This window comes from Hydrogenophaga sp., assembly GCF_035481345.1.
Lineage (GTDB): Bacteria > Pseudomonadota > Gammaproteobacteria > Burkholderiales > Burkholderiaceae_C > Hydrogenophaga.
Genome location: NZ_DATIGV010000094.1, coordinates 1 through 16938, shown reverse-complemented (window position 1 = coordinate 16938; position 16938 = coordinate 1). Strand labels below are relative to the sequence as shown.

The 16938-nt window shown below is 71.3% G+C and carries 10 protein-coding genes and 1 pseudogene; 7 read left to right on the top strand and 4 right to left on the bottom strand.

The genetic code is table 11. The features are described 5' to 3' along the window. Window positions 1-61 precede the first annotated feature (61 nt). The 7 genes from VLG41_RS10185 to VLG41_RS10155 all read left to right on the top strand — a co-directional run bounded on the left by VLG41_RS10185 (window position 62) and on the right by VLG41_RS10155 (window position 12569). Window positions 62-445 (top strand): response regulator, encoded by a 384-nt coding sequence (locus VLG41_RS10185; RefSeq protein WP_325349280.1) that lies wholly within the window; start codon window positions 62-64, stop codon window positions 443-445. A gap of 168 nt (window positions 446-613) precedes the next feature. Continuing rightward, a complete protein-coding gene (locus VLG41_RS10180; RefSeq protein ID WP_325349279.1) occupies window positions 614-6895 on the top strand; it encodes a PAS-domain containing protein in 6282 nt (2093 codons plus the stop codon). Next, the gene (locus tag VLG41_RS10175) at window positions 6892-8085 is read left to right on the top strand and encodes a sensor histidine kinase (protein WP_325349278.1); all 1194 of its coding nucleotides are present in this window, start codon (window positions 6892-6894) and stop codon (window positions 8083-8085) included. Before VLG41_RS10180 ends, VLG41_RS10175 begins: the two co-directional genes overlap by 4 nt. A gap of 59 nt (window positions 8086-8144) precedes the next feature. Further along, complete coding sequence (locus VLG41_RS10170) at window positions 8145-9155, top strand: ABC transporter substrate-binding protein (RefSeq protein WP_325349277.1); 1011 nt, start codon at window positions 8145-8147, stop codon at window positions 9153-9155. Beyond that, on the top strand, window positions 9152-11416 hold the full coding sequence (locus tag VLG41_RS10165) for a PAS domain-containing protein (protein ID WP_325349276.1): 2265 nt from the start codon (window positions 9152-9154) through the stop codon (window positions 11414-11416). The genes VLG41_RS10170 and VLG41_RS10165 overlap by 4 nt, the downstream gene beginning before the upstream one ends. Window positions 11417-11486: 70 nt before the next feature. Continuing rightward, the gene (locus VLG41_RS10160; RefSeq protein WP_325349275.1) at window positions 11487-11921 is read left to right on the top strand and encodes a universal stress protein; all 435 of its coding nucleotides are present in this window, start codon (window positions 11487-11489) and stop codon (window positions 11919-11921) included. A 144-nt stretch (window positions 11922-12065) separates the two neighbouring features. Next, a complete protein-coding gene (locus VLG41_RS10155) occupies window positions 12066-12569 on the top strand; it encodes a hypothetical protein (protein ID WP_325349274.1) in 504 nt (167 codons plus the stop codon). A 60-nt stretch (window positions 12570-12629) separates the two neighbouring features. Here the strand turns inward: VLG41_RS10155 and VLG41_RS10150 are convergent, their stop codons facing one another. From VLG41_RS10150 to VLG41_RS10135, 4 genes and pseudogenes are all read right to left on the bottom strand, one after another. Beyond that, a complete protein-coding gene (locus VLG41_RS10150; RefSeq protein WP_325349273.1) occupies window positions 12630-14951 on the bottom strand; it encodes a hybrid sensor histidine kinase/response regulator in 2322 nt (773 codons plus the stop codon). Next, window positions 14921-15454 carry a molybdopterin-dependent oxidoreductase gene (locus tag VLG41_RS10145; protein WP_325349272.1) on the bottom strand — a complete coding sequence of 178 codons (534 nt, stop codon included), beginning with the start codon at window positions 15452-15454 and terminating at the stop codon, window positions 14921-14923. Before VLG41_RS10145 ends, VLG41_RS10150 begins: the two co-directional genes overlap by 31 nt. Window positions 15455-15478: 24 nt before the next feature. Beyond that, window positions 15479-16573, bottom strand: a complete 1095-nt coding sequence (locus VLG41_RS10140; protein WP_325349271.1) for a chemotaxis response regulator protein-glutamate methylesterase — start codon at window positions 16571-16573, stop codon at window positions 15479-15481. Between the two features lies 1 nt (window position 16574). Beyond that, a pseudogene (locus VLG41_RS10135) lies at window positions 16575-16938 on the bottom strand (chemoreceptor glutamine deamidase CheD); the annotation flags it as partial.

Genomic DNA, 16938 nt, shown 5'->3' with positions numbered 1-16938 from the left:
CGCCCTGACGCCGCGCGTACAGTTGCGGCTGTTCTGCGTTCGTGCGTTCCCTGGAGATCCGATGTTTCGCCGCGTGATGATGGTCGATGACAGCGACAGCGACTTGCTGTTCACCCGGCTGGCGCTGCAGCGCTGTGGCGTGCCTTGCGAGGTGCTCGGCTTCGAGCGCGCCCAGGACGCGCTGGACCACCTGGCCGCTTCGCCCGACCACGGTGTCGACCTGATCCTGCTCGACATCAACATGCCCGTGATGGACGGTTTCGCCTTCCTGGAGGCTTTCGAGGCGCTGCCGGTCGCGCACCGAGGCAGTGCGGTGGTGGCCATGCTGTCGTCCTCGTCCGACCCGGCCGACCGCGCCCGGGCCGGCAGTTTCAGCAGCGTCAAGGGCTACCTGACCAAGCCGCTGGGCAAGGCCGAAGCCGCCGCCGTGCTCCAGGGCACCTGAGGCGTGCCCGACCGCACACCGCCGGGCAAATAACCCGGGCGAACCCTTCATTTCCCCTGCCGCGCGCCGAGATCCCTCGTTAGCATGCCCTGCGTGCGCCGCCGGTGCGGTGCGCGTGGGTGAAACATCGCCGCTCAACGGGGCCGCAGGGCCCGAAGGACATCGTTTTTGGACAAGGTCGGTCAAGAGGCGCCGCACCGCTGGTCTTGGGGGTTGTGGTTCGTCGGCGTGCTGCTGTGCGCGGCGGCCGCCGCCGGCTGGACGCACGCCGAGCGCAGCGAGCGCGCGCAGGAACGCCTGCAGGCCGAGTCCGCCCAGCTGACCCAGCGACTGCAGGAGCGCCTGCGCCAGATCGAATACGGGCTGCGCGGCGCCCGCGGCGCCATCGTGGCCGCGGGCGGCGAGGCGATCACGCGCGGGGGCTTCGAGGCTTACGTGTCCACGCGCGACCTGCTGCGCGAGTTCCCCGGCGCGCACGGTTTCGGTTTCGTGCGCCGCGTCGCCGTGGCGGACAGGGACGCCTTCGTGGCCCGCGCCCGCGCCGAAGGGCCGCCGGATTTCCACATCCGGACCATCGACCCGAACGCCGGCGAGGCCTACGTCACGCACTACGTCCTCCCGCTGGCCGAGAACGCCCACGCGGTGGGCCTGGACCTGGCCTCGGAGCCGCAGCGCCGCGCCGCCGCGCAGGCCGCGGCGCGCGAAGGCCGCGCGCAACTGAGCGCACCGCTCACCCTGGCGCAGGCCAGCGGCCAGCCGGGCGGCGGTCTGCTGTTCCTGTTGCCCGTGTACCGCAGCACCGACCCGGGCCCCGGCGGCGAGCGGCGCTGGCGCGACACGATCGGCTGGGTCGTGGCGCCCTTGATCGCCGAGGAACTGCTGGCCGACATCGTGCCGCCGCCGCGCGAGATCGCGGTCACGCTCGGTGACGGCTCCTTCGTGCTGTTCGACGGGCGCGACCCGTCCGGCGGCCCCGTGATCGCCGGCGCGGACGCCGCCCTGTCGGCCCATGGCCGCGACTGGACCTTGCGCCTGCAGGCCACGCGCACCCTGTTCGACCACCTGCCCGGTCCCACGCCGCTGGGGGCGGCGGCCCTCGTCGGCCTGGCGGGCCTGGCGCTCGCCGGCGTGGTGATGCTGGCGCGGCGCTCGCGCCTGGCGGCGGCCTGGATCGCCGCGCCCGGGCGGGCCGCCCGCGCGCCGCAGGGCCCGCTGGACTTCCTGCGCAGCCCGCTGCTGCGCCGTGGCGCCGTCATTGGCGCCGTGCTGGCCGTGGTCAGCCTGGCGGTGAGCTACCACGCCGACTTCAACCAGGCCATGGAGCAATCGCAGCGCGAGCTGGATGCGGCGGCGAGGAGCTTTGCCGACAGCACGCAGTCGCAGCGCGGTTTCCGCCGCAAGTCGGTGCAGTTCCTGGGCGGCACGCCGCCCGTGCAGGGTCTCGTGCGCGCCCTGGAAAACGGCGGCGTCGATCCCGAGGATGCGTCCACCGAGGCGCAGTGGACCGCGCGGCTGCAGCAGACCTTCGCCGGCTACCTCGGCACCACCGCCGACGTGTTCCGGGTGAGCCTGCTCATGACCGGGGCCCACGGGCGCGAACTGGTGCGCGTGGAGCGCAATGGCCCGAACGTGGAAACGGTGCCGCCCGAGCGGCTGGCGATGGCGCTCGATCCGCGCGACGTGGGCGACACGCGCTGGGCCGCACCAGGCCTGGTCTTCGTGCACGACATGGTGCTGCAGCGCGAGAACGGCGTGGTGGTGACGCCGCGCCGCGCGGTGGCACGCTACGCCACGCCGGTGTTCGATTCGCGCGGCCAGCTCTTCGGCTTGGTGGTGGTGCACGTCGATCTCGAGCGCGCGGTGGTGCAGTTCCCCACGCGCTCGCCGCCGGGCGCCTTCTTCGTGCTCACCAACGCCGCTGGCGACTACCTGCGCCACCCGCAGCGCGAGCGCGAGTACGGCTTCGACATCGGCCCACGCCAGCGCTGGCAGGACGAGTACCTGCCCGTCGACCCTTACCGCGCCGGCGGCCCGCCGCGCTGGCAGGGCCCGCAGGGCCTGGCCCTGGTGGGCCAGGCCGAGCTGCGCGGCAACCCCGACACCGATGTCGGCCTGCTGCGCTTCCTGGTGGTGATGCCGCAGGACCACGTGGCCGCGCTCGCCCGCGCGGCGGTGGTGCGGCAGTTGCCGCTGGTGCTGCTGGCTCTCTTGACCAGCCTGGCCGTCATCTACCTCTACTGGGTCAACGGCAGCCGGCGCGACGAGGTGCGGCGCCAGCGCCTGCGCCTGGCGGCCATCGTCGAGCAGACGCGCGACGCCATCATCGGCCTTGACCCGGAGGGCCGCGTGACCTCGTGGAACCGGGGCGCGCAGGCGCTCTTCGGCTACAGCGCCGACGAGGCCGCCGGCCAGACCATCGAGACGCTGCTGGTGCCCACCGACGACGAGGGCGCGCAGGTGCTGGCCCAGGGCGAGGACGGCGCCGGCGAGACGCCGCGCATGGAGCGCTGGCTGCGCACGCGCAGCGGCCAGCGCGTGGAGGTGTCCATCACGCTCTCGCCCATCCTCGACGCCGGCGGCGAACCGGTGGGCACCGCGGCCATCGTGCGCGACATCACCGACGAGCGCGCGGCGCAGCGCGAGGTGGTGGAACTCAACACCAGCCTGGAACAGCTCGTGCGCGAGCGCACCGCCAGCCTCTCGCGCGAGCGCGAGCGGCTGCAGAACATCCTGCGCGGCACCAACGCCGGCACCTGGGAATGGAACATCCAGACCGGTGAGCGCCTGTACAACGCGCGCTACGCCGAGATGCTCGGCCTCACGCTCGACGAGCTCACCGCGATGGGACCGGGTGCCTGGGAGTCGCTGCTGCACCCCGACGACATGGAGCGCTCGCGAGATACGCTGCGCCGCCACTTCCTGGGTGACAACGCGCAGTACGAATGCGAGCTGCGCATGCGCCACCGCGGCGGGCACTGGGTGTGGATACTGGACCGTGGGCGCGTGAACAGCTGGACGGAAGAAGGCGAGCCGCTGTGGATGTATGGCACGCACCGCGACATCACCGCCGCCAAGGAAGCGCAGCAGCGCCTGGCCGCCAGCGAGGCGCTGCTCAACCGCACGGGCCGCGTGGCCGGCGTGGGCGGCTGGCAGTTCGACACCACCGACGGCACCGTGGTGTGGACGCCGCAGATGTACGCCATCCACGAGGTCGGCATCGAATTCGCGCTCGACCCGGTCACGCCGCTGAGCTTCTACGAGGGCGAGGCCAAGCGCGAGCTGCGCGAGGCGCTGCGCGCTGCGCGCAAGCGCGCCGAACCCTTCGACATCGAGCTGCCGTTCCGTTCCGCCAAGGGCCGCGAGCTGCGCGTGCGCGTGGTCGGCGAGCCGGTGCAGGACTTCGACGGCAAGGTGCTGCAGATCGTCGGCGCCATGCAGGACGTGACCGACCGCCACCTCATGCAGGCCGAGCTGATGCGCGTGAACGCGCTGCAGCACAGCATCCTGGAGAACATGCCCTGCGCCATCAGCGCCTTTGATGCCGAGCTGCGGCTGGTGGCCTGGAACAGCGAGTTCGTGCGCTTGCTGGAACTCGACGCATTGTTCGCGCGTGGGGTGCCGTCGTTCGAGGACATCCTGCGCTTCAACGCGCGGCGCGGCGAGTACGGCGGCATCGACGTCGAGCCGACCATCGAGCGCATGCTGGCCAACGCGCGCAGCCCCACGCCGCACCGTTTCGAGCGCGTGCGTCCCGACGGCACGCCACTGGAGGTGCGCGGCACGCCCATGCCGGGCGGCGGCTTCGTCACCACCTACATGGACATGTCGGAGCGCAAGCGCGCCGAGCAAAGCGTGGCGCGCAGCGAGGCCCTCCTGCGCGGTGCCATCGATTCGGTGGACGAGGCCTTCGTGCTGTACGACCCCGACGACCGGCTGCTGCTGTGCAACGAGAAATACCGCCGCCTGTTCGCGCACGTGGCCGATCTGCTGACACCCGGCACCCCGTTCGAAACCATCATCCGCACCAGCTTCCAGCGCGGGCAGATCCTGGACACGGGCGCGGACATCGAGGGCTGGGTGGCGCAGCGCCTGGCCCAGCACCGCGCGGGCAACAGCGTCTTCATCCAGCGCCTGCGCAGCGGGCGCGTGGTGCGCATGATCGAGAACCGCATGCCCGATGGCCACCTCGCCGGCTTCTGCATCGACATCACCGACCTCGTGCACGCCACCGAGGCCGCCGAGGCCGCGTCCCGCGCCAAGGGCGAGTTCCTGGCCAACATGAGCCACGAGATCCGCACGCCGCTGCACGCCGTCATCGGCCTGTCGCACCTGCTGGGCGACACGCCGCTCACGGTGCGCCAACAGCAACTGCTGTCGAAGTCGCAGATGGCCAGCCAGTCGCTGCTGGGCATCGTCAACGACGTGCTCGACCTGGCCAAGATCGAGGCCGGCGCCTTCACCCTGGAGGACGCGCCCTTCGAACCGGCCCTGCTGCTGGCCGAACTGGACGCCGTGTTCCGCCAGCAGGCCGAGGCCAAGCGGCTGGCGCTCGGCGTGCACGTCGGGCCCGAGCTGCCGCGCCAGGTGCGCGGCGACGCGCTGCGATTGCGCCAGGTGTTCACCAACCTGCTGGGCAACGCGCTGAAGTTCACCGCCCAGGGCGCGGTCGACGTCAGCCTGGACCTGCTCTCGCGCGACGGCGACACCGTGCGCCTGCGCGGCGAGGTGCGCGACAGCGGCGAGGGCATCGCACCCGAAGTGCAGGCGCGCCTGTTCATGCCGTTCTCGCAGGCCGACGCCTCCACCTCGCGCCGCCACGGTGGCACCGGGCTGGGCCTGTCCATCGTGCGCCACCTGGTCGAGATCATGGGCGGGCGCCTGGGGGTGGAAAGCGCGCCCGGCGAAGGCAGCCTGTTCTGGTTCGAGGTGAACCTGCGCGAGGCCGCGGCCCCCGAGCCCCTGACCGCGCCCAGCGGCGCGCTGGAGGTGCTCGTCATCGACGACGTGCCCACCGAGCGCCAGGCGCTGGTCGACATGGCGCGCGCCTTCGGCTGGCGCACGGAGGCCTGCGAATCGGGCGAGGCCATGCTCGCCTGGATCGACCAGCGCCTGTCCGCCGGCCTGCCGCTGCCCGATGCCATGCTGGTCGACTGGCAACTGCCCGGCATGAACGGCCTGCAGTCGCTGGCCGCGCTGGCCGAGCGCCACGGCCTGCTGCGCATGCCCGCCGCGCTGATGGTCTCGGCCAGCGACCGCGAGCGCGTCGCGCGCGAGGACCACCTGCGCCTGGCCGACGACATCCTCACCAAGCCGGTCAACGCCTCGGTGCTGTTCAACGCCGTCAACCAGGGCGTGGTGGCGCGCCACGGGCACAGCCGGCGCGTGCTCGACGCGCAGCGCCAGACGGCGCCCGCGTCGGCGCGGCGACTGGCGGGCACGCGCGTGCTGGTGGTGGACGACAGCGAGATCAATCAGGAGATCGCGCAGCACATGCTGCAGCGCGAAGGCGCGCACGTCTTCCTGGCCAGCAACGGCCGCGAGGCCCTGGCCCTGCTGCGCGACGGACCGCACTTCGACGTGGTGCTCATGGACGTGCAGATGCCCGAGATGGACGGCCTGCAGGCCACGCGCGAACTGCGCGCCGACGAGGCGCTGTGCCATTTGCCGGTGGTGGCCCTGACGGCAGGCGCGCTGGCCGAGGAGCGGCGCCGCGCGCTGGACGCCGGCATGGACCACTTCCTCACCAAGCCGATCGATCCCGACCAGTTGCTCGAGGTCACGGTGCAGGCGCTGGCCCGCCGTGGCGTGGTCACGGCCCCCGCACCCCTGATCGACGAGCTGCCCGCCGCGCCGCCCGACGACTGGCCCGAGATCGATGGCATCGACGCCGCCCAGGCGCGCCGCCGGCTGGGTGGCGACGTGGCGCTGTTGCGCCGAAGCCTGCGCCGCCTGTTCGACGAGTTCGCGCCGCTGGCCGAGGAAGCGCTGCCCGCCGCGCTGGACCCGGCCACGCGCCAGCAACTGGCCGCGCGCGTGCACAAGCTGCGCGGTGCCGCCGGCCTGATCGACGCCGTGGTGCTGCACCGCCAGTCCGGCGTGGTGGAGAACGGCTTGCGCGACGGGCAACCGGTTCAGGCCCTGCAGCCGCCCTGGCGGGACCTGCAGGCCAGCCTGCGCCGCCTGCAACTGGCCGCGGCCGGCTGGCTGGCCCAGGCCAGCGGTGGCGCGGTCACCGTCGGCACCGAGCCGCCCGCCAGCGACGAGGCGCTGCGCCGCCTGCACGAGCTGCTGGCGCGCCACGACCTCGACGCCCTGAGCCTGTTCGACACCCACGGCGCCGCGCTGCGCCGCCGCCTGGGCGAGACGCGAGCCAGCGAACTGGAAAACCACATTGGCGCGCTCGACTTCGCGGCCGCCGCCGGGCTGCTGCAGCAGGAACTCACCCCATGACCGGCCCCGACCTGATCGACGCCGTGCTGCCCGACATCCTCATCGTCGACGACGACCCGGGCATGGTCCAGGTGCTGGCCAAGGCGCTGCGGCCCCTGGGCCGGTTGCGCTTCGCCATGCACGGCCAGGACGCGCTCGAGCGCATCGCCAGCGCCGTGCCCGACATCGTGCTGCTCGACGCGCAGATGCCCGGCCTCTCGGGCTTCGACGTGCTCGACGCCATCAAGGCCAACCCCGCCCTGGCCGACTTGCCGGTGATCATGGTCACCAGCCACGCCGAGGCCGATTTCGAGCAGGCCGGCCTGGACCGCGGCGCGGCCGACTTCATTGCCAAGCCCATCCACCCGCCCGTGGTGCAGGCGCGTGTGCGCACCCAGCTTCGCCTGAAGCAGGCCAAGGACCAGCTCAAGCAGATGTCCGCCACCGACCGCCAGAACCTCGCGGTGGCACAGGAGGACCTGAGCGACAGCCACGCCCGCCTGCAGCGCACCGCCGACGAGCTGCGCCTGGCCAACGAAAGCCTGGTGCAGTTCGTGCGCATCGCCTCGCACGACCTGCGCGAGCCGCTCAACACCATCGCGCAGTTCGTGGGCCTGATCGACGAGGACCACGGCGCGCAACTGCCGCCGGACGCGCAGCGCTACATGCGCCTGGTGCTGCGCGCCAGCGCGCGCATGCGCACCCTGCTGGACGACGTGGTGCGCTACGCCCGGCTGCAGGCCGGCGAGACCGACGAGCCCGCGCCGGTGCCGCTGGACCGCGTGATGGCCGAGCTGCGCGACGCGCTGGCCGCGCGCATCGCCGAGACCGGGGCCGAACTGCGCATCGACCCGCTGCCGGTGGTGCGGGGCCAGGCCAGCCTGCTCTCGCTGCTGTTCCAGAATCTGCTCACCAACGCGCTGAAGTTCGTGCCGCGCAACCGCACGCCCCAGGTGCGCGTGAGCGCCTGCGTGCAGGACGGCCGGGTGAAGGTGTCCGTCAGTGACAACGGCATCGGCATCGCGCCCGAGCACGTGAGCCGCCTGTTCCAGCCCTTCCAGCGCCTGAACCTCAAGAGCGAATACGAAGGCACGGGCCTGGGCCTGGCGGTGGCGCGCCAGATCGCCGAGGCGCACGGCGGCGCCATCGGCGTGCGCTCCAACGTGGAGCAGGGCGTGGTGTTCGAGGTGCTGCTGCCGCTGCACGCCTGATTTTTGTTTCAAAAAGTGACAGATTCGACCGACAATCCGGACAGACACGGAATCGGGGCATGAACGAACAGGGTGGCCGACTTGCAGGAACCTGGCCGGCGCGCTGGTGGCGCGCCGGTTGTTTCGCGCTGCTCGTGGCGCTGACCGGTTGCGCCGAGGTGCCGCAAGCGCCGCTGGCCGTGGGCATGAACGCCTGGGTCGGCTTCGATCCACTGGTCCTCGCGCATGACCAGGGTCTGGTGGACCCGGGCCACGTGAAGGTGGTGGAGCTGGCCTCGGGCACCGAGGTCCAGCGCGCGCTCAACAACGGCCTGCTCGACGCCGCGGCGATCACGCTGGACGAGACCCTGCGCCTGGTCGACGCCGGCTTCGACCTGCGCATCGTGGCCCTGCTGGCCGCCTCGCACGGCGCCGACGTGGTGGTGGCGCGTCCCGACATCCGCTCGCCGCGCGACCTGCGCGGTGAACTCGTGGCGGTGGAGGACAGCTCGGGCGGCGCGCTCATGCTGCAGCGCCTGCTGGGCAAGACCGGGCTCACGCGCGCCGACATCCGGGTGGTGAACCTGGAGGTGGGCGGCCACCTCGACGCCTTGCGCGATGGCCGCGTGGCCGCGGCGGTGAGTTACGCGCCGGTCTCGGCGCCCCTGATCGCCGCGGGCTTCCAGCCCATCTTCAGCAGCCGCGGCATTCCGGGCGAGGTGGTCGACGTGCTGGTGGTGCGCACCGAGGTGCTGCGCGAACGGCCCGAGGCGGTGGACGAACTGCTGCGGGCCTGGGACGAAGGCTTGCGGGCGCTGCGCGCCGACAGCTCGCGCGCGGCCGCCACGCTCGCCCGCGGCACCGAGCTGAGCACCATCGACTACGTGGGGGTGTTCAAGGACGTGGAGTTCATGAACCTGCAGACCTCGCTGCGCCAGCTCACCGGGCCCTCGGTCGAACTCGACGCCAAGGCGCGCGCGGTCGGTGGCGCGCTCATGGACGTCGGCCTGTTGCGGCGCATGCCCCTGCTCGCGGACCTGGTGGAGACCTCGGCCCTCAAGCGCGTGCTCGGCGCGCCGGGGCATTCATGATCGGGCCGGCCGGCCGCTGGGTGCCACCGGGCCGCTGGCTCGTGCCCCTGCTGCTGGCGCTGTTCGCGCTGCTGACCGCGGGCACCAAGTACGTTATCGGCGTGCGCCAGCTCGACGCCGAAGTAACGGAGGCCGAGACGCGCCGGCTGCGCGAGCGCCTCACCGTGGAACAGAGCCGCCTGAACCTGCAGGCCGATCCGTCCAGCCTGTCCTTCGTGCGCGGGGTGATCGGCGGCATGGGCCTGTACAAGGGCATGCGCGCGGCCTTCCTGCTGCAGCCGGGCGGGCGGGTGCAGGCCTCGCTCACGCGCTCGGATATCGGCCGCGACTTCGCCGAGGTGGCGGCCCGGCACCCCGAGTTCGCCTACCTCGACACGCTGCCCCGTGGCGCGCTGGACCCGCTGGCCATCGTGCCGCGCCAGCGCGCCGGCAGCAACGAACTCGTGGGCGCGGTGCCCCTGAGCAACGGCCGCCGCCTGGTCGTGGTGGTCGACATCACGGTGCCGCTGGCGCAGCGCCACGCGTTGCTGCGCCAGGAGATGCTGCGCGAGACGGTGCTGCTGCTGGCACTGGCCGGTGTGCTCGGGCTGGTGCTGCACTTCGTGTGGTTCCGCCGCGCCGAGCACCTGGCCCGCGCGCTCACCGACATGGGCGAAGGCCGCCTGCAGGTGCGCACCGGCCTGCAGGGCTTCGACGAACTGGCCCTCATCGGCCGCGCGGCCGACCGCATGGCCGAGCGCCTGCAGGAAAACCAGCGGCGCCTGCAGCACCTGGGCGCACTGGTCGACCGCTCACCCGCCGTGGTGATCGAATGGACCAACGTGCCCGGTTGGCCCATGACCTACCTCAGCCCCACGGTGGCGCAGTGGGGCCACCAGGCCGAGGCGCTGCTGCGCGGCGACATCGACTGGGACGACCTCGTGCACCCCGACGACCTGCAGCGCATGAACGCCGAGATCGACACGCACCTGGCCGCCGGGATCACCGAGTACCGGCAGGAATACCGGCTGCGCCGCGCCGACGGGCGCTGGGTCTGGATCGAGGACCGCACCTCGATCAAGCTGCGCCCCGACGGCAGCATGGACACCATGGGCGGCATCCTGCTCGACATCACCGCGCAGAAGGAGGCGCAACTGGCGCTGCGCGAGCAGAAAAGCCTGCTGGAGCAGGCCGAGGGCCTGGCCGGCCTGGGCAGCTGGCGCTTCGACATGGCCGACGGGCGCGTCTGGTGGTCCGAGCAGATGTTCCACAACATCGGGCGCGACCCGGCGCTGGGCCCGCCGCCCACGCTCGCGGGCTACCTCGATTGCCTGCACCCCGGCGACCGCAGCCAGGTCCAGGGCTTCATGCACTTCTCGGCCGCCGGGGAGGGCGTGGCGCATGCCGAGTTCCGCCGCCACCCGGAACTGGGCGAGGAACGCTGGTTCCGCGCCAGCGTGGAGCGCCACCGTGGCCCCGAGGGCGCCTGGCGCTACGCCGGCACGCTGCTGGACATCACCGCGCTCAAACAGGCCCAACTGGCCCTGCAGCGCACCAACGCCGAACTGGAGCACCGCGTGCGCGAGCGCACCGAGCAGCTCAGCGCCGCCAACCGCGAGCTGGAGGCCTTCAGCTACACCGTGTCGCACGACCTCAAGGCGCCGCTGCGCGGCATCGACGGCTACAGCCAGTTGCTGGAGGAAGAGGCCGGCCCCGCGCTGGGCGACGAGGCGCGGGGTTTCGTCAAGCGCATCCGCCGCGGCGTGCAGCAGATGGGCAACCTCATCAACGACCTGCTCGACTACTCGCGCATGGAGCGCCGCGCCATGGACCTGCAGCCGCTGGACCTGAAAGCCACCGTGCAGCGCGTGCTCGACGAATTCGGCGCCGACATCGACCGCAGCCGCGCCGAGGTCAGGCTCGCGCTGGCGCCATTGCGTCTGCGCCTGGACCGCGAGGGAATGTCCGTCGTGCTGCGCAACCTGGTGGGCAATGCCCTGAAGTTCGCCCACCCGGGGCAGTCGCCGCGCATCGAGATCGGCGCCGGGCTGTCCGCCGAGGGCCAGCGGGTCTGGGTGCGCGACCACGGCGTGGGCTTCGACATGAAGTACCACGACCGCATCTTCGGCATCTTCCAGCGCCTGCAGCGCGCGGAAGACTACCCCGGCACCGGCGTCGGCCTGGCCCTGGTGGCCAAGGCCGTGCAGCGCATGGGCGGCCGCGTGTGGGCCGAAAGCGTGCCCGGCCAGGGCACCATCTTCTTCCTGGAATTTCCATCGTGAACACGGCCCCTGCCGGGATGACCGCGACCGCGGGAAGGCCTACGATGCAGGGAAACACAAGGAGTCGGCCATGTTGCGCATCCTGATCCCCATCGACGGAACGAAAGCGTCCATGGCCGCCGTGCGGCACGTGCTGGCGCTGGTGGGCACCGGTCTGCGCGCGCGCTGCGTGCTGGCCAACGTGCAGGCCAGCGCCAACCTCTACGAGCTGGTGTTGGCGCGCGACCCGGCGGTGCTCGACCGCGTGGCCGAAGAGGCCGGGCGCGAACTGCTCAAGCCCGCGCTGCAACTGCTCAATGCCGCCGGCGTGGGCGCCGAGGTGGAGGTGGTGCACCAGGGTGAGGTGGGCCCGGCCCTGCTCGACCTGGCCGATCGCCACGGCGTGGACATCATCGTGGTGGGCGCCGACGCGCCGGGCCTGGCCGACCGCGTGCTGGGCTCGGTCACGCTCGATCTGGTGCAGAACGCGCGCGTGCCGGTGACGGTGGTGCGGGTGGGGGACTGATCCTCCGCCCGGCCCGCCGCGAACCGCCCGTCGCGGCGCCCCAATCCCCCGAAAAGCCGCTCAAGTCCCCCCCAATTCGGCCGATAGGGAACTCAGAACGCCCGGCTTGTCCCTGCCTGGCGACCGACATCATTGGGGGTGCCCATGATCCCGTCCAACCCGACTTCTTCCGTTTCCTGGTCCTCCACGGCCGCGCCCGTGGCCGCTGCCGTGCCCGCCGTGGTGGCGGTGGCACCGGCGGCGCCGGCCGCGCGCGACACCCGGTCCAGCCTGGAACACGGGTCTGGCCGGCAGTCGCCGCAAGCCTCGGCGCGTCCGACGGTGGACACCGCGCCCGGCGAGCCCGTGCGAAAGGCCGCCGACCTGGCCCTGCAGCGCCAGGCCGAGGTGGAATTGCGCGCCCAGGAGCTGGAACGCCTTCGCCAGCGTCAGGAGGCGCAGCGCGAGACCGTGGAACAACTGCGCCAGACCCTGCGCCAGGTGTGGGACGCGAGTGCGAGCGTGGTCGACCAGGCGCTGCAGCGCGAGGCCGAGGCCGCCCGCGCGCAGGAGGCCGTGAACACGGCCCGATCGAAATCGCTCGATGTGTACGAAGGCCCGGCCGTGGCGCGCGACCCCGCGGGCAGCCACGTGAACCGGCGGGTCTGACCGCAGGAATGTCCCGGCGCGCCCGTGAGGCCGGGGCCGCTTCGGGCGGGATCGCGCCGGTCAACCGGCCAGGGCACCTTCCGGATTCGCCTGCGCGAAAGCGGGCAAGGCCCTCAGCGTGTCGCGCACGTCGTCGCGCAGTGCGTCGCGCAAGGGTTCCAGTGCGCTCACGTCGCCGGTCGTTCCAGCCTTCTCGATGCGCGCTGCCACATTGGCCAGGGCCTTGAAGCCCAGCAACATCGAGGATCCCTTGAGCCGGTGCGCGTGGTAGACGATCTGCGCCACATCGTCCGATGCCAGCGCCGCCAGGAGCTCGGGCACGGTCGCCTCGGTCCCTTCGAACAGCATGTCCAGCAACTCCAGCAGCGTCTCGCGGGGCATCATGGCGGCGAGTTGGCCGTGGATGTCCGCATCGATCAACTCGTGCGGTGCACGGGTCAACGAGCGGGGCAGGCCCTGCAAGGGCGCGGGCTGGGTGTCGCCGGATTCCCCGAACAGGCCGCAGCGGCGCAGCGCGCGCCGCAGGTCGGCCTCCTGCAGCGGCTTGGGCGCGAACTGCGTGACGCCGGCCTCGGTGGCGAGCTTGCGCGTGTCGTTGACCACGTCGGCCGTCACCATGATGACGGGGATGCGGCCCACTTCGCCCGACAGGGCGCGGATCTCGCGCGTGGTGGCGATGCCATCGAGCACCGGCATGTGGTAGTCGAGCACCACCGCGTCGAAGCGCTCGCGGTGCAGCAGCTGCAGGGCCTCGAAGCCGTTCTCGCAGAACATCGCCTCGTGGCCCATGCGCTCGAGCAGCAGGTTGAGGTACTTGAGATTGACCGGGTGGTCCTCGGCCACCAGCAGGCGCAAGTGGCGCATCGGCGCGCCGCGCCGGCGTTCCCAGGCCTCGTCTTCTTCGAGCAGCGCACGCGACGCGGTGGTGGCGGGCGTCTCGGCGCGCGGCAGGCTCAACGTGACGACGAACACCGAGCCTTTGCCAGGGGTGCTCGTGACCGTGATGTCGCCCCCCATCATGCGCGCCAGCGTGCGCGAGATTTCCAGACCGAGGCCCGTGCCGCCCACGCGGCGGCGCAGCGAGTTGTCGGCCTGGTAAAAGCGCGTGAACAGCTGGGCCATGGTGGCCTCGTCCATGCCGATGCCGGTGTCCTGCACGGTCATGCGGATGCCGTCGGGCAGGGAAGGATCGGGCTCGAGAATGGCTTCGATGCTGCCTTGCGCCGTGAACTTCACGGCGTTGTTGAGGAGGTTGAGCAGGATCTGACGCACGCGCGTGCCATCGGCCTGCACCCAGGCGGGCAGGTGTTCGTCGCACAGGCAGCTCAGGCCCACGCCCTTCTCTCGCGCCAGCGGCTCGAGCAGGCTCACCACCTCGTGGGCGACGGCCGGCAGGTTCACGACGGCAGGCGAGAGCTTGAGCGTGCCGGACTCGATGGTGGAGGCATCGAGGATGTCGTTGACCACGCTCAGCAGGTGCTGCGCCGAATGGGCCGCCGTCTGCACGAAGTCGCGCTGCTGGCTGGTCAGGCGTGTGTCTTCCAGCAACTTGAGCATGCCCAGCACGCCCTGGAACGGCGTGCGGATCTCATGGCTCATGTTGGCCAGGAACATGCTCTTGGCCTGGTTGGCGGCCTCGGCCTGGTCGCGCGCGGTGGTCAGTTCCTCGCTCAGGCACTGCAGATTGGCGTATTGCCGGGACTGCTCGCGGATGTGGCGTACCAGCAGGGCCACGAACAGCAGCATGACGCCGACCTGCACCGCGGCCAAGCCGATGAGCAGCAGGCTTTGCTGGCGCAACTGCTGGTTGCGTTCGTCCACGAAGCGCGCCACGGCGCGGTTGGCCTCGCGCGTGAGTTCGGCCAGTTTGGGGTGGAGCACGTCCACCTGCCGGTCCAGTGCCTTGAGTTCGTCGAGCCGGTCCAGCAGGCGCTGGGGCTGCGCCAGCAGCGGTGTCGCCATCCGCTCCACGGCATCGATCTCCCGCAGCAGCGGCGCGAAGCCGGTCCAGGCATCGAGCAGGTCGCGGCGCGGAATGTCGGTGAGCAGCTTGACGCGGCTGAGGAAGACTTCGTAGCGTTCAGCCAGCTCGTCGGCCTGGATGGCCGGCGCCTGGTGGAGTGCCTCGTGGATCGCTTCGTCGAGCGCGTCGTCGAAGCGGGAGAGTTCCCGTTCGAGCTGGTAGGCCTGCCACATGATCGAGTCGACCTGCAGCCGCTCCGCGTCATGCAGCATCTGCCACTGGCGCCACTGGATGAAACCCAGGGGCGTGAGCGTCACCACCAACAGCGCCGCGATCATCAGGGCCCAGCGCCGCGGATTCCAGCCGGCGAAGCCCTGCGGGCCTTCGCTTACTCGATGCGCATGTGCTTGAGTTGCCATATCGACCGCTCGTAGTAGACGGAGTTGCGCAGTTCGGCCTTGGTGTCGAAGGGGTAGATCACGAACAGTGGCCCCTTGTCTCGCACGGCCATGGGCTTGTCGTCGAGCAGTCGCGCCACGATCACTCCATGGGCCCGGGCGTCGTCCATGGGAATGGTGATGGTGTAGTCGTTGATGGCGCTGGCGTGGATGATTTTTCCCTTTGCTTTCACGGCGGCGAGCAGGTCGCTCAGCCGCGGACCGGTGAACTTGATCGGCCGGTCGAACCAGGGCGTGTGCGTGGTGAAGCTGTGCTGGGGCAGCGCCTCGAGCATGGCCATGTCGAACACCGCGTTCTTGCCGTTGTTGGGCTGATCGACCTGGCCGCTGATGGTGAGGATCACGCGGCCCTGGGGCGTGGACAGATCCGCGGCGACCGCGAGCGGGGAAAGGGTGGTCAGCGCCAGGCCCAGGCCGAGCAAGGCGCGGCGCGAGAGGTGCCGCAGGCGGGCGATCAGGGTCATGGCAGCTCCAGGCTGGGGTTGCGATCAGATGCGGTGCCGCACGCCGGCCGGCGCGTTCGCGAGGCGGGCCAACACCGCCGGAGCGATCTGCGTGAGCGGCAGCACCTCGTGCGCCGCGCCGTGCTGGATGGCCACGCGCGGCATACCGAACACCACGCAGCTCGCCTCGTCCTGCACGTAGTTGTAGCTGCCGGCGTCCTTCATCTCGCGCATGGCGCTGGCGCCGTCGGCGCCCATGCCGGTGAGCATGATGCCGATGGCGTTGGGTCCGATCACGCGCGCGGCCGACTTGAACAGCACCTCCACCGAAGGCCGGTGGCGGTTCACGGGTTCGGTGTCCTCCACCACGGCCACGTAGTTGGAGCCGCTGCGGTCGATGCGCAGGTGGCGCCCGCCCGGCGCGATGTAGGCGTGTCCGGGCAGGATGCGCTGCCCGTCGCGCGCCTCGGCCACGCGGATCTTGCACAGGCCGTCGAGCCGCGTCGCGAAGCTGGTGGTGAAGCCGGGGGGCATGTGCTGGGTGATGACGATGGCCGGCGCGTCGGCGGGCATGGGCACCAGCACCTCGCGGATGGCCTCGGTGCCGCCGGTGGAGGCGCCGATGCAGATGATCTTCTCGGTGGACACGCGCGGCAGTGGCGCAGCGGGGCGCGCCGCCAAGGCCGAGGCATGGGCCGCGGGCGCCGCCGCCGGGGCGGGCGCCGCCAGGCGGCGCACCTGCGCCGCGGCGGCGACGCGGATCTTGTCCACGATGTCGCCGGCCAGTTCGTTCAGGCCCTGGCTCACGCCGATGCGCGGTTTGGCCACGAAATCGATCGCGCCCATCTCGAGCGCGCGCAGTGTGATCTCGGCGCCCTGTTCGGTCAGCGTGGACACCATCACCACCGGCATGGGCCGCAGGCGCATCAGGCGCGAGAGGAACTCCAGCCCATCCATGCGCGGCATCTCCACATCCAGCGTGATGACGTCGGGGTTGAGCTCACGGATCATCTCGCGCGCCACCAGCGGATCGTTGGCCGCGCCGACGCAGGTCATGTCGTGCTGGCGGTTGATGATCTCCGCCAGCAGGCTGCGCACCAGCGCCGAATCGTCCACCACGAGGACACGGATCTTGGCCATCTCAGAACAGGTCCACGGAACCGCCGGCGTTGGACTTGGCCACGGTGGCGGCATTGCCGTTCTTCTCGTGGATCTCGATCTGCTCCGGATGCGCATGGGCCAGCCGCTTGACCATGGCCTTGCCCGTCACCGGGAAGAAGCAGACCTTGCGCGGGTAGATGTCCAGCACGTCCTGCGACAGCAGCGGGATGCGCTCGGTCTGCAGGTAGTCCACCACGAACTTGGTGTTGCGCTCGCCCACGTTCATGGTCGTGAAGTTGGCCATCACCTGGGCGCCGCCGAAGATCTTGGCCTGCAGCGACTCGCGCCGCGCGCCGCTCTTGAGCAGCTCGTTGATCAGCAGTTCCATCGCATAGGAGCCGTAG